This is a genomic window from Tabrizicola sp. (assembly GCF_022842145.1).
In the GTDB taxonomy this organism is placed as follows: domain Bacteria; phylum Pseudomonadota; class Alphaproteobacteria; order Rhodobacterales; family Rhodobacteraceae; genus Tabrizicola.
Window position 1 is genome coordinate 108,334 of sequence record NZ_JALHQD010000006.1, and the last position, 20,510, is coordinate 128,843.

The following is a 20,510-nucleotide window of genomic DNA, read 5'->3' on the forward strand; positions in this document are numbered from 1 at the left end:
AGCGCACGAGGAGTTGCCCCGTTGACCCTGCCCCTGAACCCTGCCTTCGCCGCGACCGAACCGCCCCCGGTGATGGAGGCGCGGCGCTGGATCCAAGGCGTCAGCTTTCCCGCCGACCGCCCGCTGATCAACATCAGCCAGGCCGCACCGGTGGAAAGTCCGCCGCTGGGCCTGCGGCAGGCACTGGCAGACGCTGCGCTGAACAACCCGGATGCGCACCTTTACGGCCCGGTTCTTGGCCTTCCTGCGCTGCGGGAGGAAATCGCGACGCAGTGGTCGACCCTGTACGGAGGCAGCATCGCCTCCGAACAGGTGGCGATCACGCAGGGCTGCAACCAGGCTTTCTGCACGGTGATGGCGACGCTGGCCGGGCCGGGGGATGAGGTGATCCTGCCGACGCCGTGGTATTTCAATCACAAGATGTGGCTTGACATGTCCTCGGTGAAGACCGTGGCGCTGGATTCCGGCCCGACCCTGATCCCCTCGGCCGAAGCGGCTGCCGCGCTGATCTCCGACCGCACCCGCGCCATCGTTCTGGTCAGCCCGAACAATCCGGGCGGGGTCGAATATCCGGCCGAGACGCTGGCGGCGTTCCGTGACCTGTGCCGCGCGAAGGGCCTTGCCCTGATCGTGGACGAGACCTACCGCGACTTCGACAGCCGGACCGGCGCGCCGCATGACCTGTTCCAGGACCCGGATTGGGCTGACACGCTGATCCAGCTTTACAGCTTCTCCAAGGCCTACCGGCTGACCGGGCACCGGGTGGGGGCCGTTGTCGCATCGACTGCGCGGCTGGCCGAGGTCGAAAAATTCCTGGATACCGTGGCGATCTGCCCCAGCCAGCTGGGCCAGATCGGTGCCTTGTGGGGCATGCGGAACCTGGCCCAGTGGCTGGCGGGGGAGCGGGACGAGATCCTGTCCCGCCGCCGCGCGATGGCCGAGGGCTTCAAGACCCTGCCGGGTTGGAAGCTTCTGGGCTGCGGCGCCTACTTTGCCTATGTCGAGCACCCGTTCGACATGGCCAGTGACGCCTTGTGCAAGCGGCTGGTGACCGAGGCCTCGCTCTTGATGCTGCCGGGGACGATGTTCCAGCCGGAGGGTTCAGCCGCGGGGAAACGCCAGATCCGCATCGCCTTTGCCAACGTGGATGCAACCGGCATCGCCGAGGTGATCCGCCGCTTGCAGGGCTTCCGGCCCTGACAGGCCCGTGACCGGGAGCGCAACCGGGGGCTGGACCGGGGCGTGTCCGGGGGCCGGGGCGGGCGATCTTGATCTTGCCCCCCTGCGGGGTTCCCACTATGCACCTGATCCATAACCAATCAGAGGGCCCGAACTCATGGCGAAGACCCCGACCGAAGACGGAAAGCGCCCGCGCAGCACGGTGAAAGAGGTGGCGGTCTGGACGATGCTGGGGTTGCTGATCCTGGGCCTTGGCGGTTTCGGCGTCACCAGCTTCTCGGGCGGGGTGACCAAGGTCGGCAGCGTCGGTGACATCGAGATCACCACCGACGACTACGCCCGTGCGCTGCAGACCCAGGTCAACGCCTTCAGCCAGCAGTTCGGCCAGCAGCTTTCGATGCAGGAGGCGCTGGCCTTCGGCATCGACAAGCAGGTGCTGCAGGACGTCGTGACCCGGGCCGCCGTCGACAACGAGGCGCAGCGCATCGGACTATCGGTCGGCGATGACGTGGTCGCGACCGAGATCATGGGCATGGATGCGTTCAAGGGCGTCTCGGGCAGCTTCGACCGCGAGACCTATCGCTTTGCGCTGGACAGCAGCAACCTGTCGGAGCCCGAGTTCGAGACCAACCTGCGCCGTGACATCAGCCGCGAGCTCTTGCAGGGCGCGGTATCGGGCGGATTCAACGCTCCGGTGGCGCTGACCGAAACGCTTTACGCCTGGGTCGCGGAACGGCGCGGCTTTTCGATGCTGCGGCTGGGCGAGGCCGATCTGACCACCCCGGTGGCCGAACCGACCGAGGCCGAGCTGAAGGCGCATTACGACGCGCATCTCGACCGCTTCACGAAGCCGGAAGCCAAGCGCATCACCTACGCGTCGCTGCTTCCCGAGGCCATCGCCAAGGATCAGCCGGTCGATGATGCCATGCTGCAGACCATCTATCAGGACCGGATCGCCGAGTTCGTGATCCCCGAACGCCGCCTGTTGGAACGGCTGGTCTATCCCGACCAGGCCGCGGCCGAAGCGGCGAGGGCGAAGCTGGACGCCGGTACTCCGTTCGAGGATCTGGTGGCCGAACGCGGGCTGACGCTGGACGCCATCGACATGGGCGACGTGGCGCTGGACGAACTGGGTGCCTCGGGCGCTGCGATCTTCGGCACTGCCGAAGGTCAGGTTGCCGGGCCGCTGGACAGCGACCTTGGCCCGGCGCTCTACCGGGTCGTCTCGGTCCTTGCGGCCGAGGAGACGACTTTTGACGAGGCCCGCGATACGCTGGCGATCGAGATCCAGACCGACGCCGCCCGGCGCCTGATCGGCGACCGGGTCGAGGAGATCGACGACCTTCTGGCCGGAGGGGCGGCGCTGGAAGACCTTGGCAAGGAAATAGGCATGGCGGTTGCGACTCTGGACCATGTTCCGGGCCAGCAGGGCGAGGACTCGATCGAAGGCTATCCGGCCTTCCGCGCCGCCGCGGATGCCGTGCAGGAGGGCGACTTTGCCGAGGCCATCGTTCTGGACGATGGCGGCGTGGTCGCACTCCGGCTGGACGAGATCGTCCCCGCCGCGCCGATTCCCTTCGAGGAGGCCCGCGAGCGGGTGGCCGAAGACTGGCGCCGCGATGCGGTCGCCCAGGCGCTGACCGCAAGGGCCGCCGAGATCAAGGCCGCGCTTGACGGCGGGGAGGCGATCGGCGGCTTCGGGATCGTGGACGTGACGCCGGACACCGCCCGGTCGGGCTTCGTCGCCGATGCGCCCGAGACCTTGCTGACCGATGTGTTCAAGATGACCGAAGGCGAAGCTAGGGTGATCGAGGCCGAGGGCTTTACCGCCGTGGTCAAGCTTGACCGCATCCTGCCCGCAAGCGCGACGCCCGGTGACGCAGAGGGCGAAGATGCCGAGGGCATGCGCGAGGCTCTGGCCGCCCAGGTCCGTCAGGCCATCGCCCAGGATGCCTTTGCGGCCTTCACCAATGCGCTGACCTCCGAGGCCGGGATCAGTCTGGACCAGGCCGCGATCAACGCGGTCCATACGAGCCTGCCCTGATGCAGCTTTCCCCCGGTTTTGCCGAGTTCGAGGCGGGGTGGACCGCCGGAAAGAACCAGATCGTCTGGGCCCGGCTGGCGGCGGACCTGGATACTCCGGTCAGCCTGATGCTGAAACTGGGCGATGCCCGGGCCGATACCTTCATGCTGGAATCGGTCACGGGTGGCGAGGTCCGGGGCCGGTACTCCATCGTCGGTATGAAGCCCGACCTGGTCTGGCAGTGCCACGGGGACAAAAGCCGCATCAACCGCGAGGCGCGCTTCGACCGGCAGTCCTTTACCGACCTTGCCGGCCACCCTTTGCAGACCCTACGCGACCTTCTGGCGGAATGCCGGATCGAGATGCCCGAGGGGCTGCCCGCGGTGTCGGCGGGCCTATTTGGTTATCTCGGCTATGACATGATCCGGCTGGTGGAACACCTGCCGCAGGTGAACCCCGATCCGCTGGGTCTGCCCGATGCGGAACTGATCCGCCCCTCGGTCATCGCGGTGCTGGACGGCGTGAAGGGCGAGGTGACGGTGGTTGCCCCGGCCTGGGTTGCGGGCGGGCTTTCCGCGCGGGCGGCCTACGCCCAGGCGGCGGAACGGGTGATGGACAGCTTGCGCGATCTGGACCGTGCGCCCTCTGCCGCGCGGGATCTGGGCGAGACGGCCCCGGTTGGCGCGGCGACGTCGAACTTCACGCACGAGGGCTACAAGGCCGCCGTCGAGAAGGCAAAGGACTACATCCGCGCGGGCGACATCTTCCAGGTGGTGCCTAGCCAGCGCTGGTCGCAGCGGTTCGAGCTGCCGCCCTTCGCGCTTTACCGCTCCTTGCGGCGGACCAACCCCTCGCCCTTCATGTTCTTCTTCAACTTCGGCGGCTTTCAGGTGGTGGGCGCCAGCCCGGAAATCCTGGTCCGCCTCCGCGACGGCGAAGTGACGGTGCGGCCCATCGCCGGGACCCGGAAGCGCGGTGCCACGCCCGAGGAAGACAAGGCGCTGGAACTGGACCTGCTCGCGGACCCCAAGGAACGGGCCGAGCACCTGATGCTTCTGGACCTTGGCCGGAATGATGTGGGCCGGGTGGCGAAGGTGGGGACGGTGCGCCCCACGGAAACCTTCATCATCGAACGCTACAGCCACGTCATGCACATCGTGTCGAACGTGGTGGGCGAGATCGCGGACGGTCAGGATGCCCTGTCGGCGCTGCTGGCGGGGCTTCCCGCTGGCACGGTCTCGGGCGCGCCCAAGGTGCGGGCGATGGAGATCATCGACGAGCTGGAACCCGAAAAGCGCGGCATTTACGGCGGCGGGGTGGGTTATTTCGCGGCCAATGGCGAGATGGACTTCTGCATCGCGCTGCGGACCGCGGTGGTGAAAGACGGCCAGCTTTACATCCAGGCCGGCGGCGGCGTGGTCTACGACAGCGACCCGGAAGCCGAGTACCAGGAAACCGTCAACAAATCCAACGCCCTGCGCCGCGCGGCAGAGGATGCCGGACGCTTCGCCGGGCGCGGGAACAGGTAAAAGCACCTCCTCGTTCGACTTCGTCTCCTCGTCGGGGGTGCCCCGCGAGGAGTGACGAAGTCATCGACGAGCAGCCCCTTGTAGGTTCACTCGACCGTCAGAACCGCCGAGACCGGGGCCAAGGCCACCGTCGCGGCCTTGCCCTCGACCGTCCATTCCAGAAGGGCTGCCACCGTTGCGGGATCGGCACTGCCGACCACGCTGACGCGTCCTTCCTGACCGGCCTTGAAGACGGCGCGGTCCAGGAGGCGGCGGATCGCGGCGGCGTCCGCACCGGTGGACCCGATGTCGCGGAAGATCACCCCGGCTTCCAGATCCTCGCGCCGGGCGACCTGGTCGGCAGCATTCAGCCCCGCGTCCCAGGTCAGCAACCCGCGGCCTTGCGCTTTCAGGATCGGCACCACGGTCGCGGCCAGCGGGCGACGGTTCTGGAAGGTCGGCTCGGCCAGGTCCATCACGGCCACCGCCTCGGGCAGGCCCTGTTCCATCGACTGGAAGGCCACCTCGACATCGGCGGGCATCGCGCCCTCGGCGATGCCGGTCACCAGCATCACCACCTCCTTGCCCGCCGCGCGGTAGGTTGCGGCGTGCTGGGCCGAGGCCGGGTCCTGCGGGTCCAGCGCGAAGCTGACCGGGAAGGGCAGGGCGGCAAGGCTGGCGCGGTCGAGGTCGGCGCTGCCGTCGTCGATCAGGACGATGGCGAAAGGCGGCTTTGCGTCCGGGTTCTCGAAGCTGGCCGCGAACTGCGCGATCGGTCGCGGGTCGGCTGGCGGTGCTGATGGGTCGGCGGCCGGGTCGGTTGCCGCATCCACGGCCGGGTCTTCGCTGCCGTCGCCGGCGCGCGCCAGTCCGGGAGCGGGCTTGAAGGTCGAGCTGCGCGCTTCGGCTTCCGGTTCCGCGACCTCGCCGGGAAGTGCGGCGGGTCGGGTTCCGGGCATGGCCGGGGCCGGGGCCTCTACTGCGGGATCGGCGGGGGTTTCGGCCAGTTCCGGGGCAGGTTCCGGGGCCGGTTCGGGCTCGGGTGTCAGCATCGGGTCCGGCGCAGGCTCTTCAGTTGCGGCGGGTTCGGCGGGCATCGGGTCGGCAGCGGGTGCCTCGGCTGCAGGTGCTTCGGCTGCAGGTGCCTCGACTGCGGGTGTCTCTGCTACGGGTGCCTCGACTGCTGGCACCTCCGGCTCTGGTGCAACCTCGGCTGTGACGATCTCTTCGCTTGGGGTGGTTTCGGCTTCGGCCGCCGGGGCGGGCTCGGCTGGCAGCGGAGCCGCGTCGCCGGTCCCTGCCGGTTCCACCGCTGCGGCTTCGGCAGGTGCCGGTGCGACCTCGGCCAGGGGTTCCGGCAGTGCGGTCTCGGGAGCAGTCTCTGGGGCGGCTTCTGCCATCAGGGTTTCGGCCGGGGCTTCCGGGGTTTCAGCTGGCGCATCGGCGAGCGTTTCGGCGGGTTTCGATGGTTCAGCCATCGTTTCGGGCTTGGCAATTTCGGCGGTGGCCGGAGGCGCCGGCTCGACCACCTCTGCAGGTTCAGCCGCCGGTTCAGCCGCAGTCGTTTCCACGGCTGGCTTGGCGACAGAGGCCGTCTTGTCAGGCTGCGCTGCGGTAGTCTCCGCGCTCTCTGCAGGCGCCTCAGAGGAAGCCTCGGGATCGACCGCTTCCGCAGACGGCGCGGCGGGCGCAGGTTCGGCGGGCGCTGACGCCGCTTCGGCTTCCGCCACCGCGGCGTCTTCCGCACGAACCGTGGTATCCTCGACCGCTGCTGCCCCCGCATCCGCCGTGACAGGCTCGGGTGCCGCGATAGGCTCTGCCACGGCAGCGGGCGCGTTGTCGTTGGCGGGCTGAACCGGGAAGAGCGCCGAAGCAACCACCAGGCCACCGGTGACCAGAAGGCCACCCGAAACCGCCCCGAGAAGGAATTTACCGATCACTGCTGCCTCCAGTCTTGCACCGCTGCGACCGTTGCGGGGCGAACGCACGCCGTGCCCCTGTCGGATCGCCTGTTTCCCCGGCACCGTTTTTCTGACGAGCGGCACTATAGACTGCAGCGCAGCAGGCTTCACGCGTTTTTCTGCAATTGCTCAACAAGTTGCCGCCACCGTGGCAGGCGGGCAATCCTTGGGGCGCGATGAGGGGACGTGGAGGCGGGTACCGTCGCCAGCGCTATGAGGCATAAGGTTGGAAGAGTTTCGTCCTGCACCCCGTAGCAATCTGTTGCACGTGATCCGCAGAGGCGTTTCTCCTGTGGAGCAACGAAAGGCTGCTTGCGCCGATCTTATGGCCGCTCAGAAGCGCGACCTACTCTTCGCATGGTCGAAAAGCGGCGGGAGATGATAAGCGTTTGGGCGTCGTTCTTGACTGGCGCCTTGGCCGGACCGACTTCGCAATGAATCCGTGTATCTCTTCTTGAGTTGCAGTGTCCTGTCGATGACGCTGGCGTTGAGACGGCTCTTTTCAGCGCCTCGGACAAACTGTGCGGCAACATGGAGCCATCGGATTGCAAGCATGTTGCTCGTGCGTTGATCTTAACTGGCAGGTCTGGCAGTGGCTGCAATGGGCGGAAAGCGGACATTCGCTGTTATGTTGACGAATGGCTGCACGATGAAAACAGATTACAGCCTTGGGTAAGCGTGGCTGGGAGGCGGGAATGCGGCTTCTCCTGGCGAACTTGGCCGGGAAGTGTCGACCGGCAGATTGGCCCATGAGCGTTGGTCGGGTCTGGGCGCCTTGGTTCTTCCTTTCATGACGATAGCGTTGTGCTCTGCTCAACCTTAGCCGGATTCGGCGCAGAGCGGAGCCGCCCCAGAAAGTCAGGGCCTGGCACCTACCGTGCAAGGATGTCGGCTGCCCGATCAAGGTCCGCAGGCTCTTCAGAATTGGCCGCACCTGGCTGGTAGGTCGGAGGAGCGAGGCCGAACGGGCTAGTGCTCGTTCCCATCTTCCAGCACGATCTGGTGATCACTTGTGACGTAGTTGTCCATGTGCAGGCGGGCTATGGGCTGATAGGTCGCCGGGTTCACATAGCGGCCCGCAGCGTCGAGACATTCATCCCGCACGAACATCTGGACCACGCGCCCAAGGATGATGGCGCGGCGCGGGTAATCGATGATCTGTTCGACTCGGCATTCCATCGCGCAAGGGGACTGTGCAATCCGCGGCGCTGCAACCTGGATCGATGGAACGGCCGTCAGCCCGGCAAGGGCGATCTCGTCGACGCCGGGGGGGACGTCGCGCCCGGTGACCAGCATCGACTGGGCAATCGCCATATCGACCATGTGCACCACGAACTCGCCCGAGCGGCGCAGGTTGGCGACCGTGTCCTTGGGCGCGCCGTCCTCGCGCGGCTGGATGCCGAGGATCAGGATCGGCGGCTCGTGCGAGAAGACATTGAAGAAGCTCATCGGGGCGGCGTTGTTCCGGCCCTGTTCATCAACTGTCGAGACAAGCGCGATGGGGCGCGGGCCGACGAAATTGGTCAGCAGACGATAGCGGTCGTCTTCGGGCAGAACGGTGAAATCGAAGTTCACGACACCACCTCGTCGGTCACGGCGTGACAGGCGATGCGGGTGCCATCGGGACGGCTGCGGAGTTCGGGAACCACGCGGCGGCACAGGTCCGTTGCCAATGGACAGCGCGGGTGGAAGGTGCAGCCGGGCGGCAGGTTCAGCGGGCTGGGGATGTCGATGGCCAGCGGTTCGCGGTTGCGGCGCGGGTTCGCAACGTCGGGCACGGTGTCGAGCAACTGGCGGGTGTAGGGGTGGGCAGGTGCTTGGAACAGACGCTCGGCGGGACCTTCCTCGACCAGGCGGCCCAGATACATGATCGCCAACCGGTCGGCCATGAAGCGCACGACGGCCAGGTTGTGGCTGATGAAGAGATAAGTCAGGCCCAGCCGCTCCTGCAGGTCCTTCAAGAGGTTCAGCACCTGTGCCTGAACCGAGACATCCAGCGCCGAGGTCGGCTCGTCCAAGAGCAGAAGGTCGGCCTCGGCCGCCAGTGCCCGGGCGATGGCGATGCGCTGGCGCTGGCCGCCGGAAAATTCGTGCGGGAACTTCGCGACGTCCGCGGCGACAAGGCCCACTGTCTCCAGCAGTTCGGAAACGCGGGCAAAGCGGGCGGCTGCGTCCATGCTCAAAGGCATCGGTTCGGCGATCGACCGTCCGACCCGCCAGCGCGGGTTAAGGCTGCCCACTGGGTCCTGGAAGACCATCTGGGTGCGCAGGGGCTGGCCCATGCGGCCCAGGCGCTGCACCTCGCCGTCGGTCGGGGTGTCGAGGCCCGCCACCAGCCGGGTGACGGTGGATTTGCCGCAGCCGGATTCCCCGACGATGGCGAAGGTGGTGCCTTCTGTGACGTCGAAGCTGACCCCATCCACCGCGCGGACCGTCAGGCGGGGTGCCCGGGTGAGCAGCCGCTGGATCAACGGGGCCGAGGCATCGAAGCTGCGGCCAAGGTCGCGGGCAGAGACGATCACGGCAACCATCAGACCGCGCCCGGACCAGTATAGCGGCCGGCCTCGGCCACGATGCGCCCGGACTTGACGACCAGCGCGCGGGTAGGGCGGTCGACGAGGACCTGCGCCCGGTTTTCGCCGGGGACAAGGACAAGGCTGCCCTCGCAGCCAACGGCAAGACCGTGTCCCTGCAACCCAAGCAGGTCGGCGCCCCGCGCGCGGCCCATGTCCATGCAGGCGCGCAGTTCGGCATCGGTCCGGCACCAGCTGCGGAACGCGAAAAGCCAGCAGCGATCCAGCATGTCGCCGTTGCCATGCGGGTTCCAGGTGTCGCGGATCGAATCCGACGCCAGTGCGCAGGGCACGCCCCGGTTGGCCAGCCGGAACATCGGCGGAAAGGCGATTTCGCCGGGCACGGCCGAGATGATGCCGATCTGCAGTTCGGCAAGGCGGTCGATCATCGCAGCGACCTTGTCAGGGGGGCCATCGCCCAGGCAGAAGGCATGGCTGATAACGACGCGGCCCTGCAGGCCCAGGGCGGCGGTCCGGTCACAGATCAGGCCCATCTCGTAAAGACCAAGCTCGCCGGATTCGTGCAGGTGGATGTCGATCTTCGCGCCCTTGCGGTCGGCCATGCCAAAGATCGAGTCCAGATGCCCTTTCGGGTCGCCGTCGATGGTGCCGGGGTCGATCCCGCCGATGACCGAGACGCCTTCATCAAGCGCTGCCTCCATCAGATCGGCGCAGCCCGGGTCAATCATCATGCCCGTCTGCGGGAACGCCACCAGCTCAAGGCCGACCGCGTCCTTCATCTGCTCCCATGCGGCCAGCACGCCGTGGACGTTGTCCAGCTTGTAGAAAGTGGAGATGTCGATGTGGCTGCGGATATGGGTGGACCCCATCGCCACGCACTGCCGCATCAGACGGCCGGCACGGTCCTCGACGCTGTAGGGCAGGTTGCGGCGGATCTCGACCTCGTTGTCGATCATGGCTCGTAGGCCGGCGGGGACGTTGATCGGGTGCCAGGGCAGACCCCAGAGGATCTTGTCCAGATGGACATGCGGCTCGACAAACGGGGCAAGCGCGATGGCCCCGGCGCCATCCCGAACCGGGGTTCCGGGCGGCGCGGTCAATCCGGGTCCGATGGCCGCGATCCGGCCGCCGGTGATCAGGATGTCGGAAGGGGCGCCGTCCTCGGGGCGGACGTTGGTGATCAGAAGATCGGACATGGGACGAAGCCTTTCACTTGAGACGCGGGTTCAGGGCATTCCGGAGCCAGTCGCCGAAGATGTTGACCGAAAGGACCAGCAAGACCAGAGCAAGGCCGGGGAACATCGATATCCACCATTCGCCTGACAAGAGCAGGTCGTTGCCGACCCGGATCAGCGCGCCGAGCGAGGGCTGCGTGGGCGGCATCCCCAGGCCCAGAAAGGACAGGATCGCCTCGGTCAGGATCGCGACACCAAGGCCCAGGGTGGCCAGGATGATGACCGGGCCGAGGGTGTTGGGAAGGATATGCGCGAAGACGATCTTCAAGCTCGACACCTGCGACAGGCGGGCGGCCGCGGTGTAGTCCTTGTTCTTTTCGATCATCGTGGCGGCCCGGACCGTCCGGGCAAACTGCACCCAGTCGGCAAGGCCGATGGCCAGGATCACCACGGAGAACCGGGTCATCTCGCGCAGGTCGGGGGGCATCACGGCCTTTGCGATGCCGTCGATGAAGAAGGCGATCATGATCGTAGGGAAGGACAGCTGCACATCGCCCATGCGCATGATAACGGCATCGATCCATCCGCCAAACCACCCCGCGATCAGGCCAAGGGTCACGCCGATGGTCACCGAGAGCAGCACCGCCGCCACCCCCACAGCCAGCGAGATGCGCATGCCGTAGAAGATCGTGGACAACACGTCGCGGCCCTGCTCGTCAGTGCCAAGAAGGTAGGTCGCGCTTCCACCGTCGACCCAGGCCGGGGGCAACCGCGAGTCCATAAGGTTCAGCGTGCCCGGATCGAAGGGCGTGTGCGGAGCGATCAGCGGGGCGGCAACGGCGCAGATCATCATCAGAACCAGCACGGCCGCCGCCAGCATCGCCGCAGGGGCCTGCCGGAATTGCCAGATGAGGTCGCTGTCCAGCATCCGGCGGAGGTAGGAGGAACCAGGAGTCATTTCCGGCGCATCCTTGGGTCGATGAAGAGATAGATCATGTCCACCGTCAGGTTGATCATCGCAAAGCCGAACCCGACCAGCGCCAGATAGGCGGCCATTACGGGGAAGTCGGCGTATTCGATGGCCTGCAGGATCAGAAGGCCAAGGCCCGGCCACTGGAAAACCGCCTCGCAGACGATGGCGAAGGCGATGAGCGAACCAATCTGCATCCCCACCACCGTCACGACGGGCAGAAGCGAATTGCGCAGAGCATGGCGCAGATGCACGCTGCGGTCCGACAAACCACGGGCGCGGGCGAACTTGATGAAGTCGGCGCGCATCACCTCCTGCATCTCGCCCTGCACAAGGCGCATGATCATCGAGATCTGGAAGACAGCCAGGGTGAGGACTGGCATGATCAGGGCCATTCGGCCGGTTTCGGTCAAAAGGCCCGTGGACCACCAGCCGAACTGCACGACGTCGCCGCGACCGAAGGCGGACAGCCAGCGCAGCTCGACCGAAAAGATCAGGATCAAGAGCATCCCGATCAGGAATTGCGGGATCGAGATGCCGATCAGCGCGATGATCTGCAGGAGGCGCGAGAAGAAACCCTTGGGGCGCAGGGCGCAGTAAACGCCCATCGGGATGCCGACGCCAAGCGCAAGGATCGTGGCGCAGACCACCAGTTCGACGGTGGCAGGCAGGCGCGAGAGGATCAGCTCAAGCACCGGGACGCGGTTGCGGTAGGAAATGCCGAAATCGCCGACGACCGCGCGTTCCAGGAAATGCCAGAACTGGATATATGACGGCTGGTCGAGCCCAAGGGTGCGGCGCAATTCGTCGCGTTCGTCCAGCGTCGCATTGACGCCCAGGATGTTGTTAACCGGGTCGCCGAGGTAGTTGAAGATCAGAAAGGACAGACCCGCCACGATCAGCATCACCAGAAGGACGCTGCCCAGACGGCGGAGGACAAGGGTGATCATCGGCGGGCTTTCAGCGGAAAGGGAGGTTCGGGCGACGGATTGGCCGCCGCCCGAACCGGAACGCGTCAGTTCATCGTGTAGTACCAGAAGCGGGTGTATTCATCGCCCGGCACGATGGCGTTGACCTTGTCGGTCATTCCCCAGGTGAGGAACTGCTGGTGGATCATGATCTTGCCGACCTCGTCGCGCTGGGTCTTGACCACTTCCGAGATCATCTCCTGGCGTTTGGCGGGATCCGTCTCTTCGCCGATCTTGATGATCAGCGCATCGACGGCGGGGTTGGAATAACCCTTCGGGTTCCAGGCCCCAAGCTCGCCCGAAGGGGAATGCACGGTCGCGCTGAAGATGTTGTAGGGGTCAATGGTTGGCAGCCCCGCCCAGCCCAGCATGTAGAAGGCGTATTCGCCGCCCGGCAGGCCGGTGTCGTACTGAACCGGCGGAACCATGTTCAGCTGCACCGTGATGCCGATCTTTGCAAGCATGCCGGCCGTCGCCTGACAGATCTGCTCATCGTTGATGAAAGAGCCTTGCGGGCAATGCACCGGCAGGGTGAAGCCGTCAGGATAACCCGCCTCGGCCAGAAGGGCTTTGGCACCCTCGGGGTCGAAAGGGAAGCGGACGTCCAGCGCGGCGTCATAATAGGGCATCTGCGGCGCAAGCTGCGTGGCGACTGGGTTCGAGTTGCCGCGCATGATCGAGGTCATGATCCCTTCGGCATCTATGGCCATGGCGATGGCCTTGCGCACCAGCGGGCTCTTCAATGGATTGCCTTCGACGCCGCTGCCGGCAAGCGTGTCGCTTTGCTGGTCCATGCCGAAGAAGATCGTCCGCAGGTGCGGGCCGCGCATCACCTTCATGCCGGGCGTCGCCTCGATACGCTCAAGGTCCTGCGGAGGGGCATTGCGGATGAAGTCCACCTCGCCGGATAGCAGAGCCGCCACGCGGGTCGCGTTGTTGGTGATGGGCGTGTAGACGATCTCGTCGATGTTGTGCTTCTTTTCGTCCCACCAGTCGGGGTTAGCCGCGAGGACGGTCTTTACGTCCGGTGAGCGTTCCACCAGCTTGAAGGGCCCGGTGCCATTGGCCTGCGTCTGCATCGCGCCGCCCGCGTTCGAAGACAGGTCCAGCGGCTTTTCCGCACCGATGGATTCCTGGAACTCCTTGTCCATGATGTACCAGCCGGCAAAGTCGTTCAGCAGCAGCGCATACTTGCGGTTCACCTTGAAGATCACGGTGTAGTCGTCGACCTTCACCACTTCGTCGATGGGTTCAAGAAGGCCCGCGAAGGGCGAGCCCGGGTCGCCTGCGCGGTGGTAAGAGAAGATCACGTCATCGGCGGTGAAGGGGTTGCCGTTGTGAAACTTCACGTCCTTGCGAAGGTTGAACTTCCATTCGGTGTCCGAGATCACCTCCCAGCTTTCGGCAAGCGCCGGTTCCAGCTTGAGGTCGGCATTCCAGCGCACCAGCCCTTCGTAGACGTTGCACAGAAGGCTGAGCGCAAAGTCGTCGCGCGCCGCGTGCGGGTCCATCGAGGCGATGTCCTGGGATTCGGCAAAGCGCAGGCTGTTGGCGTTGGCAGTGCTGCCGAAGACTGCCAGCGCGGCAGCAAGGATCAGGGGTCTTGCAAGGTGTCGCATGATGTCTGTTCTCCCGTGTTGAGTGGTTTTTTGGGTCTTCAGGTCCCCTTGGGCAAAGCGGTGCCCCCGGAAAACAGGTGGCAAGCAACCGTGGACGCGGCCACGGACGCGAGAACTGGCACTTCGGCCGAACAGCGCGGCCCGGCTTGCGCACAGCGTGGGTGGAAGCTGCATCCCTGCGGCCAATGGCCGGGCCGTGGCATGCTGCCAGCGATTTGCGGCAATCGGGCCTCTCGGCGGGCAAGCGACGGGATCAGGCCCATCAATCCGGCGGCATAGGGATGGCGCGCGGCACGAAGCACTTCATCCACCGGCCCGATCTCGACCAGCCGGCCCGCATACATCACGGCCACGCGGTCAGCGATTTCGGCGATCACGCCCATGTCGTGGGTGACCAGCATGATCGCGGTTCCCCGGTCACGCGCCAGTCGGCGCAGAAGGGCCAGGATCTGCGCCTGGATCGACACATCCAGCGCAGTCGTAGGCTCGTCAGCGACGATCACCTCGGGTTCCGCGGCGATTGCCAGGGCGATCACGATCCGTTGCCGCATGCCGCCAGAGAATTGGTGAGGATACTGGCCGAAGCGTTTGGCCGGATCGGCGATCCCCACCTCGGCAAGCAGGTCCATGGCCCGGCCCCGCGCCGCCGTTGCGGTCAGGGGCAGATGGGTCCGGATCGTTTCCACCAGCTGGTCGCCAACCGACATGAGCGGGTCCAGACTGGTGAGCGGGTCCTGAAAGATCGCCCCGATCCGCTTGCCACGGATCTTGCGCTGGTCTTCAGGCGGCAAGTTGTCGATCCGCTGCCCGTCCAAGAGGATCTCGCCCCCAGCGATGCGCCCCGGGCCTTGCAGAAGCCCGATCAAGGCGTTGCCGGTCAGGGACTTGCCTGCCCCCGACTCGCCGACAATTCCCAGGATTTCGCCCTTCGCAAGCTGGAAGCTGATCGAGTCGATTGCCGTGATGCTGCCGTGTCGACTGTCGAAGCTGATACTCAGATCGCGAACGACAAGCGCTGATGCGGGATTCATGGACGACTTCTCCATGAATTGTGCACCGTGCCCCTTGACGCGCTTGCTTCAAGATTGTTCAACATGATTGTATACAGCTGCTGGCGATGGCCGCCGCAGGCCAAAATCGAGCAGGACCAGGCGTGAATTTTGTGAACAGCCGCAACCGCAACCAACGCGGGCAACGGACCGACGAACGGATCCATGCCGCGATCTATGCGGCGATCATCAATCTTCAGCTGCGCCCGGCCACTCCGTTGCAGGAAGACGCGCTGGCCGGGGCCTTTGGCGTCAGCCGCACGATCATCCGCAAGGTGCTGCAACGCCTGGCGCACGAAAAGCTGGTGGTGATCACCCCCAACAAAGGGGCCCGAGTGGCACGACCGACCACTGATGAAGGCCGACAGGTCTTCGAGGCCCGCCACACCATTGAAAGCGAACTGGTCCGCAAGGTTGCCCGCAACCGCGACGAAGCCGGGCTGGACCGCCTTCGCGGCATCGTGACGGAAGAGATGAAAGCGCAGACCGCAAACGACAAGCGCCGCCGCGTGCAGTTGTCCGGCGACTTCCACTGTGCCCTTGCAGAACTTGCTGGGAACGAGGTGCTGGCCGGCTTTGTTCAGGAACTGGTGTCGCGCACGTCGCTGATTATCGCACTGTACGAAGTACCCGGGGCTGTGCCTTGTTCCTGCGACGAACACAGCCAGATCATCGACGCGCTTGCCACGGGCGACGAGGCGGCGTCGATCAAGCTCATGACGGATCATCTTCGGCATATCGAATCCCAAGTGGATTTGTCGCAATCAACGGGCGGGGTGGATTTCAGGTCGCTCTTCTCCGGCGCGTCCGGGCAAATGGGCTGACGGGGCATAGGCGGACATCGCCCCGAGGTACGGTTTGGCAATTGGATAAGCGAGGTCGCCATGTTTCGACGTCGCGAGCCTTGCCCCGACCAGAGCCTCGGCGAACTTGATCGCGACAGTAACGCCATCGATGACTGGCACCGGCAGCCGTTCGCGCAGATAGTCGACCAGCCCGGCCATTCCGGCACAGCCCAGAACGATGGCGCCGCAGCGGTCCTCCGTCAGCGCACGCTGGCATTCGGCCAAGATGATTTCGTTGACCTGATCGTCAGGACACTCGAGAGCAAGCACCGGCAGATCAGTTGCCCGGACACGACGGCACGCTGACTGCATCCCGTAGTTGCGCACCAGCGCCTCGGCGATGATCCGCGTCCGGTCAAGGGTAGTGACGACCGAGAATGATGTGGCGATGAAGGTTGCCGCATGCATCGCTGCCTCTGCGATCCCCAGTACCGGGGCTGCGGTGATCTCGCGCGCGGCAAGAAGCCCGGGGTCGCCGAAGCAGGCGATGACGTAGGCGTCAGCAGCGGGGTCTGCTCGCATTGCCTCAATAAGGCCGAACACAGCGAACGCCTCGTCATAGTGCCCTTCAATGGACACCGGACCCGACGCAGCAGTTACCGAATCGATGATGGTGCCCGGACTCGCAACAGCGCGGGCGGCCTCGGCCATGGACAGGGTCATCGCAGCGGTCGCGTTCGGATTGATCAGCTTGATACGCATGTTTGTCCCACGGTGTGACGCTGCTGCCTTATTGTATACATCAAGATTGTTGATGCCTAAGGCTCTCCTGTCAACAGACTCGCCAAACACCACCGCGCGCACCCGCAAGCAACGGTAACGCGCCGGAGTTTCCCCAGTTAATCGGACGATCACAACCCCTCTAGATGCGCCGAATCCCGGAAAGACAGCTGGATTTTCGCGGATTTGGAGTGATTCTAGTGCAATTTTGTGTTCACGCCGCTGAAGGATGCATCGCGCGGCCCCAAAAGCTGCCTAGCAAGTGACCAGTTTTTGGATACACCGACACTACTGCATTAAATCCACTATCGTACACAATTAAATGGTTCAATCTCGGTCTGAGTGTCAGGAAAGAGCCGAATGGACAGCACACCGATTCTTGACGTTCGCGGCCTGAGTGTCGGGTTCGCCACTATCGGCGGACTTCTGGTCGCGGTTGAGGACGTGACCCTTTCGGTGTCGCGCGGCGAAGTTCTGGCGATCATCGGCGAGTCCGGATCGGGCAAGACGGTGACGGCGATGTCGATTGCGCGCCTTCTGGCAAGCCCGCCCTCGCGGGTGCTGGGCGGGTCGGTGCGGATGGGCAAGGACGAGATCCTCGTCCTAGACGACCGGGCGATGGAGGACGTTCGTGGTCGTCGGATTGGCACGATCTTCCAGAACCCTCGCGCATCGCTGGACCCTTCCTTCACGATTGCGTCGCAACTGATCGAGACGTTGCGGCGGCACGACCCGGCGTTGGGGCGGACGGCGGCTGCGGCCGAGGCGGTGCGCATGCTGGGCGAGGTCGGGTTTCCTGATGCCGATCAGGTGATGGCAAGCTATCCGCACCAGCTTTCCGGGGGGATGTGCCAGCGGATTGCGTTGGCGATGGCGCTGGCCTGCAAGCCCGAAGTGCTGATCGCGGACGAGCCCACGACGGCACTGGACGTCGGCGTGCAGGCCCGCGTCCTGTTGCTGTTGAAGCGACGTAGCCACGAAACCGGCCTCCCAATCATCCTGATCACGCATGACATCGGCGTCGTTGCGGCAATGGCAGGGCGGGTGTTGGTCATGTACGGCGGGCACATGCAGGAGGAAGCTCCGGTCGCCGACCTACTGGAGCGCCCGCTGCATCCCTATACCCGCGCGCTGATCGCTGCGATCCCCGACCCTGACCTGCCGCCCGGCGAACGCAGCTTTATCGAAGGGGAACCACCGGACTTGGCTGATCCGCCGCCCGGTTGCCGCTTCGCTCCGCGGTGTCCAAAATCGGAAGCTAGGTGCGAAACCGAAGTTCCTGTGTGGCGACAGGTCGCGCCCCACCGTTCCGTCCGCTGCCATCTGGTGTGACGCGCAGATGGAGAACCTGATCGAAATCCGCAACCTTTCGAAGACGTTCCGCGTCCGGCGCGGTGGTGTTTTCAATCGGAGTACGGTGGTGACACGGGCCGTGGAGGACGTCGGCATCGACATCCGAAAGGGCGAGATACTGGGCTGCGTCGGAGGCTCGGGGTCAGGAAAGTCAACCTTTGGGCGTATGGTCCTGCGCCTGATCGAGCCGGATGCAGGCACGATCAACTACGGCGGCCGCGACCTGCTTGCCTACTCCGCCGAGGAATTGCGCCAGCACCGGCGCCGGGCGCAGATCGTGTTCCAAGACCCGTTGCAGTCGCTGAACCCGCGCCGCACGGTGGCCGAGAATGTCGCCCGTCCGCTGCTGAACTTCGGCATGGACGGCAGGGCGGCAGCGCGGCGGGTGGATGAGCTTTTCAAACTGGTTGGGCTCGATCCACGCCAGTCGCATCGCTATCCGCATGAGTTCTCGGGCGGCCAGTGCCAGCGTATCGCCATCGCCCGTGCCTTGGCGCCCGAGCCCGAATTCCTGTTCCTGGACGAGCCGGTATCTGCGCTCGATGTCTCGATCCAGGCGCAGATCCTCAACCTGCTCAAGCGGTTGCAGGTGCAACTTGGGTTGACCTACCTCTTTGTCTCGCACGATCTGAAGATCGTCCGGCAGTTCTGCGACCGGACCATGGTGATGTATCGCGGCAAGCTGCTGGAGACTGGCGACAGCGCCCCGGTCTATCAGGCCCCCCTGCATCCGTTCACACAAGACTTCCTCGGCACGGTCCTGCATGCCCGGCGCAATGACGCCTGGGAACGCGCGGCTGAGCTTGCCGAGGATCTGGAAGGCGCGCCGCCCCGGATGGACGGTCCGCACTGCCCCTACGCAGCGGCATGCACCCGCCGCATCGATCGTTGCACAATGGCCGAACCCGCGCTGCAGCCCGCGGGAGCTGGTCGGAGCGTGGCCTGTTTTCGCCACGACCCAGACCTGGCTGCCCCCTCCCAAGCAACAAACTCTTCCCCAACAGGAGAAATCGCATGACCCGCCTAGGAACACTCTTGCGTGGATCGGTGCTGGCGTTCGCCCTCACCGCCACCACCCCGGCCCTGGCCGAAACCACCCTTGTCGTGGCAGTTGAAGCAGACTTCAGCCGGATGGACCCGGCCGCCTCACGCACCTGGAACACCTTCAAGGTCGTGCGTCACATCTTCGAAGGCTTCGTCGAAGAGGACCTGACCAAGGGCGGTGACGCGGTGCCCGAGATCGTGCCCGCGCTGGCCACCAGCTGGGAAATCTCGGAGGACGGGAAATCCTACACGTTCAAGCTGCGCGAAGGCGTGACCTTCCACGACGGCACGCCCTGGAACGCCGAGGCCGCCAAGTTCAACATGGACCGGATGACAAATCCGGACTTCGAATACTTCGTGCCGACCGCCCCTGGTCTGCTCAGCTGGGTGTTCATGGACCTTGCGGGCTATGAGGTCGTTGACGAATACACCTTCCGCATCGACCTGAAACAGCCCAACGCCGAGTTCCTGCGCCGCCTGTCGGCCGGCGGCTCGGGTGCGCCGCGGATGGTCTCGCCCGAGGCGGTGAAACAGTTTGGCAACGACGGGATCGAAGACAACCCGATTGGAACCGGCCCGTTCAAGTTTGTCGAGCGCGTGGTGGGCGAAAAGGTCGTGATCACGAAGAACGAAGCCTACTGGAACCCTGATCGGATGCCGAAGACCGACACGATCGTGCTGCGCGGCATTCCGGAAGTGGCTACCCGGGAACTAGCGCTGATGGCGGGCGAAGTGGACATCATCGGCACCCCTTCGCCGGATTCGATCGAGACGCTGCAGGGGCAGGGAGCAAAGATCGTCACGGGCAAGTCGCCGATGTTCTATGTGCTGTGGATAAACACCAAGGACCCGCATTTCAGCGATGTCCGTGTGCGTCAGGCCGTCTGCATGGCGATCAACCGTGAGGACATGGCCAAGTTCCAGCGCAAGGGCTTTGCAGTGCCGACCTGGGGCATCCTGAACCCCGGTGGCCCGGGCTATGATCCGGCTTTCCGCGACTGCGAGTATGATCCCGAAGGCGCCAAGGCCCTGCTGGCCGAGGCCGGGTTCCCGGACGGGTTCGAGACCCGGATGGACTGGACCTTTGGCGGCGGGTCGGACGTGAACACCAAGGGCGACGCGGAATGGCTGCAGCGCGATCTGGAGAAGATCGGCATCCGCGCCAGCATCGAGATGTTCGACAACAACACCTTCTGGGACATGATGACCGCCGGCATGCGCGAGGGGACCGGCTTGACCTCGGCCTCGTGGGGGGAAAGCACGTTCGCCTGGCTTGACCAGGTGGTGACCACGACCGCGTTGCCGCAGAACTGCTGTAACTCGGGCTACTATGAAAACCCCCTGATGGACCAGCTTCTGTCCGAAGCGCGCGCCAGCGCCACGCAGGAAGAGCTGGACGCAAAGCTGCACGAAGTGCGCGACATCGTCGCCAAGGACATGGCCTTCACCAGCTACTATGCGGCCAACTCGGTCTACGCGACCGGGCCGACGGTCACTGGCTTCGTCCTTGCGCCTCAGCACTGGATCGACCTGACCGGCGTCGCCAAAGAGTGACCTGGCCA

At 65.1% G+C, this 20,510-nt stretch carries 16 protein-coding genes; 7 read left to right on the plus strand and 9 right to left on the minus strand.

Annotation, left to right across the window (positions count from 1 at the left end; translation table 11 throughout):
- Positions 1 to 21 precede the first annotated feature (21 nt).
- The 3 genes from Q0C42_RS14740 to trpE all read left to right on the plus strand — a co-directional run bounded on the left by Q0C42_RS14740 (position 22) and on the right by trpE (position 4,731).
- Positions 22 to 1,200: an aminotransferase gene (locus tag Q0C42_RS14740; protein ID WP_295077364.1), complete on the plus strand. Its 1,179-nt coding sequence runs from the start codon at positions 22 to 24 to the stop codon at positions 1,198 to 1,200.
- A 136-nt stretch (positions 1,201 to 1,336) separates the two neighbouring features.
- Entirely contained in the window at positions 1,337 to 3,223 is a 1,887-nt protein-coding gene (locus tag Q0C42_RS14745; RefSeq protein WP_295077367.1) for a peptidyl-prolyl cis-trans isomerase, read from the plus strand.
- Positions 3,223 to 4,731: an anthranilate synthase component I gene (trpE, locus tag Q0C42_RS14750; protein WP_295077370.1), complete on the plus strand. Its 1,509-nt coding sequence runs from the start codon at positions 3,223 to 3,225 to the stop codon at positions 4,729 to 4,731. The genes Q0C42_RS14745 and trpE overlap by 1 nt, the downstream gene beginning before the upstream one ends.
- An 86-nt stretch (positions 4,732 to 4,817) precedes the next feature.
- Here the strand turns inward: trpE and Q0C42_RS14755 are convergent, their stop codons facing one another.
- The 8 genes from Q0C42_RS14755 to Q0C42_RS14790 form a co-directional block, all read right to left on the minus strand.
- Positions 4,818 to 6,650, minus strand: coding sequence for a polysaccharide deacteylase family 2 protein (locus tag Q0C42_RS14755; RefSeq protein ID WP_295077373.1), 1,833 nt, complete (start codon positions 6,648 to 6,650; stop codon positions 4,818 to 4,820).
- Between the two features lie 990 nt (positions 6,651 to 7,640).
- The gene (locus Q0C42_RS14760) at positions 7,641 to 8,246 is read right to left on the minus strand and encodes a flavin reductase family protein (RefSeq protein ID WP_295077376.1); all 606 of its coding nucleotides are present in this window, start codon (positions 8,244 to 8,246) and stop codon (positions 7,641 to 7,643) included.
- Positions 8,243 to 9,202: an oligopeptide/dipeptide ABC transporter ATP-binding protein gene (locus Q0C42_RS14765; RefSeq protein ID WP_295077379.1), complete on the minus strand. Its 960-nt coding sequence runs from the start codon at positions 9,200 to 9,202 to the stop codon at positions 8,243 to 8,245. Before Q0C42_RS14765 ends, Q0C42_RS14760 begins: the two co-directional genes overlap by 4 nt.
- Positions 9,202 to 10,401, minus strand: a complete 1,200-nt coding sequence (locus tag Q0C42_RS14770; protein WP_295077382.1) for an amidohydrolase family protein — start codon at positions 10,399 to 10,401, stop codon at positions 9,202 to 9,204. Before Q0C42_RS14770 ends, Q0C42_RS14765 begins: the two co-directional genes overlap by 1 nt.
- Positions 10,402 to 10,414: 13 nt before the next feature.
- A complete protein-coding gene (locus tag Q0C42_RS14775) occupies positions 10,415 to 11,338 on the minus strand; it encodes an ABC transporter permease (RefSeq protein WP_295077385.1) in 924 nt (307 codons plus the stop codon).
- Positions 11,335 to 12,300: an ABC transporter permease gene (locus Q0C42_RS14780; RefSeq protein WP_295077387.1), complete on the minus strand. Its 966-nt coding sequence runs from the start codon at positions 12,298 to 12,300 to the stop codon at positions 11,335 to 11,337. The genes Q0C42_RS14775 and Q0C42_RS14780 overlap by 4 nt, the downstream gene beginning before the upstream one ends.
- A 65-nt stretch (positions 12,301 to 12,365) precedes the next feature.
- A complete protein-coding gene (locus tag Q0C42_RS14785) occupies positions 12,366 to 13,937 on the minus strand; it encodes an ABC transporter substrate-binding protein (RefSeq protein WP_295077389.1) in 1,572 nt (523 codons plus the stop codon).
- A gap of 38 nt (positions 13,938 to 13,975) precedes the next feature.
- On the minus strand, positions 13,976 to 14,968 hold the full coding sequence (locus Q0C42_RS14790) for an ABC transporter ATP-binding protein (RefSeq protein WP_295077392.1): 993 nt from the start codon (positions 14,966 to 14,968) through the stop codon (positions 13,976 to 13,978).
- An 86-nt stretch (positions 14,969 to 15,054) separates the two neighbouring features.
- Here Q0C42_RS14790 and Q0C42_RS14795 point away from each other — a divergent pair, with 86 nt between their 5' ends.
- Positions 15,055 to 15,810, plus strand: a complete 756-nt coding sequence (locus Q0C42_RS14795; protein ID WP_295077393.1) for a GntR family transcriptional regulator — start codon at positions 15,055 to 15,057, stop codon at positions 15,808 to 15,810.
- On the opposite strand, the gene Q0C42_RS14800 is transcribed toward Q0C42_RS14795, so the two are convergent.
- Positions 15,751 to 16,533 carry an aspartate/glutamate racemase family protein gene (locus Q0C42_RS14800; RefSeq protein WP_295077396.1) on the minus strand — a complete coding sequence of 261 codons (783 nt, stop codon included), beginning with the start codon at positions 16,531 to 16,533 and terminating at the stop codon, positions 15,751 to 15,753. The genes Q0C42_RS14795 and Q0C42_RS14800 overlap by 60 nt on opposite strands.
- A gap of 378 nt (positions 16,534 to 16,911) precedes the next feature.
- Here Q0C42_RS14800 and Q0C42_RS14805 point away from each other — a divergent pair, with 378 nt between their 5' ends.
- The 3 genes from Q0C42_RS14805 to Q0C42_RS14815 are packed head-to-tail and all read left to right on the plus strand — an operon-like array spanning position 16,912 to position 20,502.
- Positions 16,912 to 17,883 (plus strand): ABC transporter ATP-binding protein, encoded by a 972-nt coding sequence (locus Q0C42_RS14805; RefSeq protein WP_295077399.1) that lies wholly within the window; start codon positions 16,912 to 16,914, stop codon positions 17,881 to 17,883.
- A gap of 7 nt (positions 17,884 to 17,890) precedes the next feature.
- The gene (locus Q0C42_RS14810; protein WP_295077402.1) at positions 17,891 to 18,922 is read left to right on the plus strand and encodes an ATP-binding cassette domain-containing protein; all 1,032 of its coding nucleotides are present in this window, start codon (positions 17,891 to 17,893) and stop codon (positions 18,920 to 18,922) included.
- Positions 18,919 to 20,502: an ABC transporter substrate-binding protein gene (locus tag Q0C42_RS14815; RefSeq protein WP_295077405.1), complete on the plus strand. Its 1,584-nt coding sequence runs from the start codon at positions 18,919 to 18,921 to the stop codon at positions 20,500 to 20,502. Before Q0C42_RS14810 ends, Q0C42_RS14815 begins: the two co-directional genes overlap by 4 nt.
- The last annotated feature ends 8 nt before the right edge of the window (positions 20,503 to 20,510 follow it).

Bases quoted from the DNA above. Each gene is read 5' to 3' on its own strand.
- Q0C42_RS14745 (WP_295077367.1), top strand. From the start codon at position 1,337: ATGGCGAAGACCCCGACCGAAGACGGAAAGCGCCCGCGCAGCACGGTG.
- trpE (WP_295077370.1), top strand. From the start codon at position 3,223: ATGCAGCTTTCCCCCGGTTTTGCCGAGTTCGAGGCGGGGTGGACCGCC.
- Q0C42_RS14765 (WP_295077379.1), bottom strand. From the start codon at position 9,202: ATGGTTGCCGTGATCGTCTCTGCCCGCGACCTTGGCCGCAGCTTCGAT.
- Q0C42_RS14770 (WP_295077382.1), bottom strand. From the start codon at position 10,401: ATGTCCGATCTTCTGATCACCAACGTCCGCCCCGAGGACGGCGCCCCT.
- Q0C42_RS14775 (WP_295077385.1), bottom strand. From the start codon at position 11,338: ATGACTCCTGGTTCCTCCTACCTCCGCCGGATGCTGGACAGCGACCTC.
- Q0C42_RS14780 (WP_295077387.1), bottom strand. From the start codon at position 12,300: ATGATCACCCTTGTCCTCCGCCGTCTGGGCAGCGTCCTTCTGGTGATG.
- Q0C42_RS14785 (WP_295077389.1), bottom strand. From the start codon at position 13,937: ATGCGACACCTTGCAAGACCCCTGATCCTTGCTGCCGCGCTGGCAGTC.
- Q0C42_RS14790 (WP_295077392.1), bottom strand. From the start codon at position 14,968: ATGAATCCCGCATCAGCGCTTGTCGTTCGCGATCTGAGTATCAGCTTC.
- Q0C42_RS14795 (WP_295077393.1), top strand. From the start codon at position 15,055: ATGGCCGCCGCAGGCCAAAATCGAGCAGGACCAGGCGTGAATTTTGTG.
- Q0C42_RS14800 (WP_295077396.1), bottom strand. From the start codon at position 16,533: ATGCGTATCAAGCTGATCAATCCGAACGCGACCGCTGCGATGACCCTG.
- Q0C42_RS14805 (WP_295077399.1), top strand. From the start codon at position 16,912: ATGGACAGCACACCGATTCTTGACGTTCGCGGCCTGAGTGTCGGGTTC.
- Q0C42_RS14810 (WP_295077402.1), top strand. From the start codon at position 17,891: ATGGAGAACCTGATCGAAATCCGCAACCTTTCGAAGACGTTCCGCGTC.
- Q0C42_RS14815 (WP_295077405.1), top strand. From the start codon at position 18,919: ATGACCCGCCTAGGAACACTCTTGCGTGGATCGGTGCTGGCGTTCGCC.